1 protein-coding gene and 1 pseudogene are annotated in these 9,815 nt (G+C 70.7%); both read right to left on the bottom strand.

The window, feature by feature from the left end; all coding sequences use genetic code 11:
* Nucleotides 1-2,278, bottom strand: a pseudogene (locus ACZ6CL_RS42405) (type I polyketide synthase); the annotation flags it as partial.
* A 44-nt stretch (nt 2,279-2,322) separates the two neighbouring features.
* The gene (locus tag ACZ6CL_RS42400; RefSeq protein WP_468946800.1) at nt 2,323-9,804 is read right to left on the bottom strand and encodes an SDR family NAD(P)-dependent oxidoreductase; all 7,482 of its coding nucleotides are present in this window, start codon (nt 9,802-9,804) and stop codon (nt 2,323-2,325) included.
* Nucleotides 9,805-9,815 lie beyond the last annotated feature (11 nt).

Below are 9,815 nucleotides of genomic sequence, written 5' to 3'. Positions count from 1 at the left end.
CGGCATACGTCAGGCCCGCCACGACCTGGCGGAAGTCATCCAGCATTCCGTCCATCAATGGCGAGTGGAAGGCATGCGACACCCGCAGCCTCTTCACCCGGCGGCCCTCAAAACGCCCGGCCACCGCCATCACCGCGTCCTCGACCCCGGACAGCACCAGCGATGCCGGGCCGTTGATCGCGGCAATACTCACGCCCTCGGTCAGCAGCGGAGTGACTTCGTCCTCGGTGGCCTCGACAGCCACCATCACGCCACCATCGGGCAGCGCCTGCATCAACCGACCCCGCGCCACCACCAACGCCGCCGCATCCTCCAGCGACCACACACCCGCCACAAACGCCGCCGCGACCTCACCAATCGAATGCCCCGCGACAAAGTCCGGCCGCACGCCCCACGACTCGACCAGGCGGAACAGCGCCACCTCGACGGCGAACAAGGCAGGCTGCGCAAATCCGGTCTGATCCAACAGCTCGGACTCGCCGAACACCACATCCTTCAGCGACCGCCCCAGCAGCCCATCAACGGCCGCACATACCTCGTCGAACGCCTCCGCGAACACCGGATACGACGCATACAACCCACGCCCCATCCCCACCCGCTGCGACCCCTGACCCGTGAACACCACACCCAACCGGCCAGAAACCACCTCCTCACCACGCACCGCCCCCAGCGCACCCCGCGCCTCCTCGACAGACTCCGCCACCACCACCGCACGGTGATCAAAACGCGCCCGCGACGCCGCCAAGGAAAAGCCCAGATCAGCAAGGCTTACGTCGCGGTCGGAGTCCAGATACGACGCCAGCCGCCCTACCTGTGCCTCCAGCGCGTCCGCAGACTTCGCCGACACCACCAACGGGACCACGCCTTCGGACACCACACGCTCAGCAACCTCGTCCTCAACGGACTCCAGCACCACATGCGCGTTCGTCCCGCTGATACCGAACGACGACACCGCCGCACGCCTCGGCCGATCCACCTCCGGCCACTCACGCGCCTCCGTCAACAGCTCCACCGCACCCGCGGACCAATCCACCTGCGGCGACGGCTCATCCACATGCAGCGTCTTCGGCAGCACACCCCGCCGCATCGCCTCCACCATCTTGATGACGCTGGCGACTCCGGCCGTCGCCTGGGTGTGGCCGATGTTGGACTTCAACGAGCCCAGCCACAGGGGGCGGTCCGCGGTGCGCCCTTGGCCGTACGTGGCAATCAGCGCCTGCGCCTCGATCGGGTCCCCCAGCGACGTACCCGTCCCATGCGCCTCCACCGCGTCGACGTCCGTGCCGATGAGGCCGGCGTTGGCGAGAGCCTGCCGGATCACCCGCTGCTGCGCCGGGCCGTTCGGCGCCGTCAGACCGTTCGAGGCACCGTCCTGGTTCACCGCGCTGCCCCGCACCACCGCCAGCACCTGGTGCCCGTTCGCCCGCGCGTCCGACAACCGCTCCAGCAACAGCAGCCCGACACCCTCGGCCCACGCCGTACCATCCGCACCCCCCGCGAACGCCTTGCACCGACCATCCGGGGCCAGCCCCCGCTGCCGGGAGAACGCGACGAAGGCACCCGGGGTGGCCATGACCGCGACGGCACCGGCCAGCGCCAGCGAACACTCGCCCGAGCGCAGCGCCTGCGCAGCCAGGTGGATCGCCACCAGCGCCGAGGAACATGCCGTGTCGATGGTGACCGCCGGACCTTCGAAACCGAAGCTGTAGGCCACGCGCCCCGAGGCGACGGAGCCCGCGCTGCCCGTGAGCGCATAGCCTTCGGCGCCCTCCTCGCCGCCCTCAAGGCTGGGGATGTAGTCCTGCGGCTTCGTCCCGGCGAACACGCCCACACTGCGTCCGCGCAGCGTGGCCGGGTCGATACCGGCCCGCTCGAACACCTCCCACGAGGTCTCCAGCAACAGCCGCTGCTGCGGATCCATCGCCAACGCCTCACGCGGACTGATCCCGAAGAACGCCGCGTCGAAGTCCGCGGCACCGTCGATGAAGCCGCCTTCCCTGACGTAGGACTTCCCGGAGCGCTCGGGGTCCGGATCGAAGACGCCCTCGATGTCCCAGCCCCGGTCGGACGGGAAGGGGCCGATGCCATCGGTACCACCGGCGACCAGCTCCCACAGGTCCTCGGGCGAGGCGACCCCGCCCGGCAGACGGCAGCTCATGGCCACGATCGCGATCGGGTCCGTCTTCTCGGACTCGATCTCACGCAGCCGCGTACGGGCCTGCGAAAGGTCGGCGAGCGCACGCTTGAGGTAGCCGCGGAGCTTGTCGTCGTTCGTCATGGGAAAGTCTCTTCCTCAGGAGGTTCGGGCGGTGGCGCCAGCGGTCACGAGGAGCCGAGCTCGCTCTCGGCGAAGTCGAACAGCTCGTCGTCGGAGGCGGATTCGAAGTCGAACTCCTCATCGGCCTCGAAGGCGCCGCCGGACGACGCCCACCTGGTGGCCAGGGCCTGGAGGCGCTTGGCCACCTGCGTTTTCACCGTGTCGTCCAGGGACGCGGCGCCGAACACCGCTTCCATGCGGTCGAGTTCGGACAGGACGGACACCTCAGCAGTGACCAGCTGGCCCAACAGATACTCGGCGAGAGCGACAGGGGTCGGATGGTCGAACACCGCTGAGGCGGGCAGGGTCAGCCCGGTAGCGGCCGCGAGCCGGTTGCGCAGCTCCACGCCGGTGAGAGAGTCGAACCCGATGTCCTTGAAGGCACGGTCCGGCGCGATGACGTCCCTGCCCGGTCGGCCGAGGACGGTCGCCGCGTCACCGCGTACGAGTTCCACCAGGACGCGCCGCTGCTCCGGCGCGGGCATTGACGCCAGACGGTCGGCCAGGGACGCGCCCACCGCGGCCGTGGCGCCGCCACTCGCGCCCGCGGTGCGACGAGGCCGACGCACCAGACCGCGCAGCATCGGTGGCAGGCGGTCCGCCCCCGCCTGTTCCGCCAGGGAGGCGAAGTCGAACTTCACGGGCGCCAGCACCGCGTCCTCGCCGAGCAGCCCGACGTCGAACAGGGCCATGCCCTCTGCGGAGGCCAGGGGCTTGATACCAGCACGGCTCAACCGGGCCAGATCCGCTGCGCCCAGCGTCCCTGTCATGGCACTCGACTCGGCCCACTGGCCCCAGGCCAGGGACACCGCGGGCAGCCCCTGCGCCCGGCGCCACCGCGCGAAGGCGTCCAAGTAGGCGTTGGCCGCCGCGTAGTTGCCCTGCCCCGGGCCACCGATCATGCCGGACGCGGACGAATACAGGACGAACGCGTCGAGGTCGAGTCCGGCGGTCAGCTCGTGCAACACCCATGCCGCATCGACCTTCGGCCGGAACACCCCGCCCAGGCGGTCCGGGGTCAGGCTCGCGATCACACCGTCGTCGAGCACACCCGCGGTGTGCACCACACCGGTCAAGGGCCTGCCCTCGGGCACGCCCTCCAGCACCGTCCGCAGGGAATCGCGATCCGCCACATCGCACGCGACCAGTGCGACGCTCGCCCCGAGCCCTTCCAGCTCGGTCTTCAGCTCTTCGGCGCCTGCCGACGCCGGTCCACGGCGGCTGACCAGCACCAGATGGCGCACCCCGTGGACGGACACCACATGACGGGCGACCACACCGCCCAGTGTCCCGGTGCCACCAGTGATCAGCACCGTGCCCTCGGGGTTCAGCACCCGCTCCGCACCGACCGGGGCGGAGGTCGCGGTGGTCCTGGCCAGCCGCGGTGCGTAGACGTTCCCCGCCCGCAGCGCCACCTGCGGCTCGCCTGAAGCCAGCACCCCCGCAAGCACCTCATCGGAGGGCTGCTCGTCGTCCACGTCCACGTCCATCAGCACGATGCGGTCCGGATTCTCCGCCTGTGCCGAGCGCACCAGACCCCACACCGCGGCACCCGCCGGGTCGCTCACCTCCGCGTCGCCGGACACCCCGACCGCGCCCCGCGTCACCACCACCAGACGGTTCGCGGGAGAGGCGGAGGTAGCAAGGAATGCCTGCAACCCGGACAGCACGTGCGCGACGAGCGCGTGCACACCTTCGGCTCCGTCCTGGGAGGACGTGGCTTCGAGGAACGTCACATCTCCGATGCCGCTGGCGCCGACGCCATCCCCCTCAGGCCGGGCCACCACCTGCGACCACTCGACGCGGAACAGCGCGTCGCGTCCGGCCGTCGTCTTCAGCTCCTCATCGGCGATCTCCCGCAGTACGAGCGAGGCCACCGACGCGACCGGCGCTCCTCCCGCATCGGCGATGTCCATCGCCATCGACGCGGGGCCGGTGGGCGACAGTCGTACCCGCAGCTCCGACGCGTCGGTGGCGTGCAGGGTCACACCACGCCATTCGGCAGCCCGACCCGGCAGACCGGCGGCCTGTGCCGCAGCTTCCAGAAGCGCCGGGTGGATGCCGAAACGCCCGGCAGCGCCGGTGTGCCGCGCGCCGAGCCCGATCTCGGCGAAGACATCGGTGCCGCGAGTCCACAGCTGACGCACCTCCCCGGGGAGGCCTTCGACCGGGGCGGGCTCCGCGTCGGCTGGAGGCCATACGCCCGTGTCCGTGGAGGGGCGCGCCGCCTCGGCGGTCGCCAGTGTCCCGGTCGCGTGACGGGTCCAGGGCGCATCGCCCTTGCCGGGCCGGGAGTAGATACTCACCGGCCGCTCACCCGCATCGTCCGAAGCGCCCACCGAGACCTGTACCCGTACCGAGCCCGTTTCCGGGAGCACGAGCGGAGCTTCGCTCACCAGCTCCGACAGGGCCCCGGCGCCGATCTCGTCACCCGCGCGCAGCGCCAACTCGACCAGCGCGGCCCCGGGTACGACGGGCACACCCGACACCAGGTGATCGGCGAGCCACGGCTGTGCGCTCAACGACAACCGACCGGTGCACAGCACACCGCCGGTGTCCGGAACGGCCACCACGGTGCTGAGCAGCGGATGATCCATCGAAACATCGCTCGTCGCCAGTGCGGTCGCGGCCAGCCAGAAGTGCTCCCGCTGGAAGGCGTACGTCGGCAGATCGACGCGGCGCGCACCCGTCCCCGCGAACACCGCCTCCCAGTCCACCGCCACGCCGCGCGTGTGCAGCCGTCCTACGGCCGTCAGCAGCGCCCTACGCTCATCAGCCACATCGCGGCGCAGGGACGGTATGCCACCCTCGCCGGTCATCGCGGTCAGAACACCATCGGGACCCAGCTCCAAGAACGTGGCCACGCCCTGCCCCCGCAGAGCCTGGATCCCATCGGCGAAGCGAACCGTGCCCCGCACGTGCTCAACCCAGTACTCCGGCGAACACAACCGCGCAGGGTCGGCCAGCTCACCCGTCAGGTTCGACACCACCGGCAGACGCGGCGCGACATAGCTCAGCCCGGCCACGACCTGGCGGAAATCATCCAGCATCCCGTCCATCAACGGCGAGTGGAAAGCATGCGACACCCGCAGCTTCTTGACCCGGCGGCCCTCAAAACCTCCAGCGACCGCCATCACCGCGTCCTCGACCCCGGACAACACCAGCGACCTCGGCCCGTTGATCGCCGCAATACTCACGCCATCCGTCAGCAGCGGAGCGACCTCGTCCTCGGTGGCCTCGACAGCCACCATCACACCGCCCTCGGGCAGCGCCTGCATCAACCGACCCCGCGCCACCACCAGCGCCGCAGCGTCCTCCAGCGACCACACACCCGCCACAAACGCCGCCGCGACCTCACCAATCGAATGCCCGGCAACGAAGTCCGGCCGCACGCCCCACGACTCGACCAGGCGGAACAGTGCGACCTCGACGGCGAACAACGCAGGCTGCGCGAATCCGGTCTGATCCAGCAGCTCGGACTCGCCGAACACCACATCCTTCAGCAACCGCCCCAGGTGCCCGTCAACGGCCGCGCAAACCTCGTCGAACGCCTCCGCGAACACCGGATACGACGCATACAACCCACGCCCCATCCCCACCCGCTGCGACCCCTGACCCGTAAACACCACACCCAACCGACCAGCGACCACCTCCTCACCACGCACCGCCCCCAGCGCACCCCGCGCCTCATCAACGGACTCCGCCACCACCACCGCACGGTGATCAAAACGCGCCCGCGACGACACCAGCGAGAACGCCACATCCGCCAGACCCACCCCCCGGTGAGCCTCCAGATACGCCCCCAGCCGATCCGCCTGCGCACCCAACGCATCCGCAGACTTCGCCGACACCACCAACGGCACCACACCATCGGAGGACACCACGCGCTCAGGAACGTCGTCCTCGACGGACTCGAGAATCACATGCGCGTTCGTGCCACCGATACCGAATGCCGACACACCTGCGCGCCTCGGCCTGTTCGCCTCCGGCCACTCACGCGCCTCCCTCAACAACTCCACAGCGCCCGCAGACCAGTCCACCTGTGCCGTCGGCTCGTCCACATGCAGCGTCTTGGGCAGCACACCCCGCCGCATCGCCTCCACCATCTTGATCACACCGGCCACACCCGCCGTGGCCCCGGTGTGGCCGATGTTGGATTTCAGGGCTCCCAGCCACAGGGGCCGGTCCTCGGCACGCTCCTGGCCGTACGTGGCAATCAGCGCCTGCGCCTCGATCGGGTCCCCCAGCGACGTACCCGTCCCGTGCGCCTCCACCGCATCGACATCGGCGGCCGACACGCCCGCGTTCGCCAGTGCCTGCCGGATCACCCGCTGCTGCGACGGGCCGTTCGGCGCCGTCAGACCGTTCGAGGCACCGTCCTGGTTGACCGCACTGCCCCGCACCACGGCCAGCACCTGGTGCCCGTTCGCCCGCGCGTCCGACAACCGCTCCAGCAACAGCAGCCCGACGCCCTCGGCCCAGCCCGTGCCGTCCGCGCCGTCGGCGAACGCCTTGCAGCGGCCGTCCGGGGCCAGGCCGCGCTGACGCGAGAACTCCACGAACACGCCCGGGGTGGACATCACAGCGACGCCTCCGGCCAAGGCCATCGAGCACTCGCCGGTCCGCAGGGCCTGGGCCGCGGAATGCACCGCCACCAATGACGACGAGCACGCGGTGTCGATGGTGAGCGCGGGCCCTTCGAGTCCCAGCGCGTAGGAGACGCGCCCGGAGGCGACACTGCCCGCGCTACCGGTCAGCGCGTACCCCTCGGTGCCCTCGGCGCCGCCACCGAGGCGCGGGGTGTAGTCCTGCGATCCCATGCCGGTGAACACGCCAACGTCCTTGCCCCGCATGGACGTCGGGTCGATTCCGGCCCGTTCGAAGACCTCCCACGAGGTTTCCAGCAGGAGCCGCTGCTGCGGGTCCATGGCGAGTGCCTCGCGGGGATTGATGCCGAAGAAACCTGCGTCGAAGGCCGCGACGTCGTGCAGGAAGCCGCCACGACGCACATAGGAGGTGCCTGCGGCGTCCGGGTCGTCGGAGAAGAGGTTCTCCAGGTCCCAGCCTCGGTCGGTCGGGAAGTCGCGGACCCCTTCGCGCCCCTCGGACAGCAGTGTCCACAGCTCCTCGGGCGTCCGTACCCCACCGGGCAGTCGGCAGCTCATCGCCACGATCGCGATGGGGTCGTCAGCAGCTGAGCCCGTTTCACCCGCGGAAGCCGCAGAAGCCGCAGAGGCGGCAGAGGCAGCAGACGCAGCAGACGCAGCAGACGCAGCAGACGCAGCAGACGCAGCCTCGCCAAGGAGTTCCGTACGCAGATACTCGGCCAGCGCCACCGGGTTCGGGTAGTCGAAGACCAAGGTGGCGGGCAGCCGCAGCCGGGTGGCACCGGCCAGGCGGTTACGCAGCTCCACCGCCGTGACCGAGTCGAACCCGATCTCCTTGAACGCCCGCTCCGCCACCACGGTGTCGCGGTCCGCGTGTCCCAGTACCGAACCCGCCTCCCCGCGCACCAGGTCGGTCAGCGTCCGCCGCTGCTCGGCCTCGGACAGTTCCAGCAGCTGGGCACGGAGTGCGGAGGCGACGGCGTCCGGCTCGTCCTCGCCGGTGGCCGCCAGCAACGCGGTGACCTCCGGAAGGCCGCGCAGCAGCGGCCGCGGCCGTGCCAGGCTGAACGTCGGGGCGAAGCGGCTCCAGTCGATTCCGGCGACGACCAGATGGGTCCGGTCGTACTCGACCGCCTGCACCAGGGCGGAGACGGCGAGTTGGGGGTCCATGAGGATGACACCGAGCCGGGTCATCTCGGCCGCCATCGCCTCGTCCACCATGCCACCGCCTGCCCAGGCCCCCCAGGCGATCGATGTGGCGGTGAGGCCTCGGGCGCGGCGGCGGTGGGCCAGGGCGTCGAGGTAGGCGTTGGCACCGGCGTACGAGGTGAGGCCGGAGCTGCCCCAGGCGGTGGCGCCGGAGGAGAACAGCACGAACGCGTCCAGCTCGCGATCGGCCAACAGCTCGTCGAGGTGCCGGGCCCCGGCGATCTTGGCGCGGCCCATCTCGACGAACTGCTCCACGTCGAGTTCGGACAGCGGCGCCTCGGTCTGGTTGGCCCCGGCGAGGTGCAGTACGGCGGTCAGGGGGTGTTCGTCGGGGACGAGGTCGAGCAGCCCGGCCACGGCGTCCCGGTCGGCGACGTCGCAGGCGGCGATGGTCACCTGTGCGCCCCGTTCCTCCAGCTCGGCGCGGAGTTCGGCGGCGCCCGGGGCGTCGGTGCCACGGCGGCTGGTCAGGATCAGATGTCCGGCGCCCTGCTCGGCCACCCACCGGGCCACATGCGCTCCGGTACCACCCGTGCCACCGGTGATCAGTACGGTTCCGCGTGGTGTCCAGGGGGTGACGGGCGGGCCGTCCAGGGGCGCGCGCAGCATGCGACGGGCGTACAGACCGTCGGTACGAACAGCGAGCTGGTCCTCGCCGTCTGCCGCCGCCAGCGCCGCGCAGAGCAGGCCGATCGCCCGGCCATCGGCGTCGGCGGGCAGGTCGACCAGCCCGCCCCAGGTGTCCGGGTGGTCCAGTGCCAGCACCGTGCCGACACCCCACATCACGTGCTGGAGTTCGCTCGTCAGCTCGGCGGAGTCGACCACCGCGACGCCACCGGAGGTCACTGCCCAGAGAGGGGCGGTGATTCCCGCGTCGCCGAGTGCCTGCACCAGGGCGACGGTGTTGATCGCGCCCTGTGACCAGGTGGAGTGGACGGGGTGGGGGCGGTCGTCGAGCGCGAGGAGCGAGAGGACACCGGCCACCGGCTCGTCCGGCAGCAGTGCGCCGAGTTGCTCGCGGTCATGGCCGTCGGCCTCGACGCGGAGGACGCGCAGGCCGTGTTCGGTCAGGCCGCCGAGGATCGTGTCGGCGAGGGTGCTTCGCTCGGCGCCGAGCGCCACCAGCCAGGTACCGGAAGCCGTGTGGGAGCCGGGGTTCACCCGCTCCCAGTCGAGACGGTAGCGCCATCCGTCGACGACGGACTGGTCGTGGCGTCGCCGCCGCCAGGACGACAGCGCGGGCACCACCTGCTCCAGCACGGCGGCGTCCAGGTGCAGGTCATCGGCGAGCGAGCCGGTGTTTCCGGCGTCGATGGCGGCCCAGAACGCGGCGTCGACCGGGTCGGCCTGCGTGGGCCTTTCACCCGCGTCGAGCCAGTAGCGCTGGTGCTGGAAGGGGTACGTGGGCAGGGTGACGTGCCGGGTGCCGGCCTGGTCGAACGCGGCCGACCAGTCCACCTCCACACCCGCCACATACGCCTCGCCCACCGACCGCAGGAAGCGCCCCAGACCACCCTCATCACGCCGCAGCGACCCGATCGCGACGCCGTCCACACCGGCCGCCTCGATCGACTCACCCAGCACAAACCCCAGCACCGGATGCGGACTCATCTCCACGAACACCCGCAGCCCACCATCCAGCAGCCGCCCGGTGACCTCACCCAGCAACACCGTCTGCCGCA

This window comes from Streptomyces sp. NPDC041200 (assembly GCF_055591805.1).
Note: the sequence above shows the minus strand (reverse complement) of the source record. Positions and strands in the feature narration are given on the sequence as shown.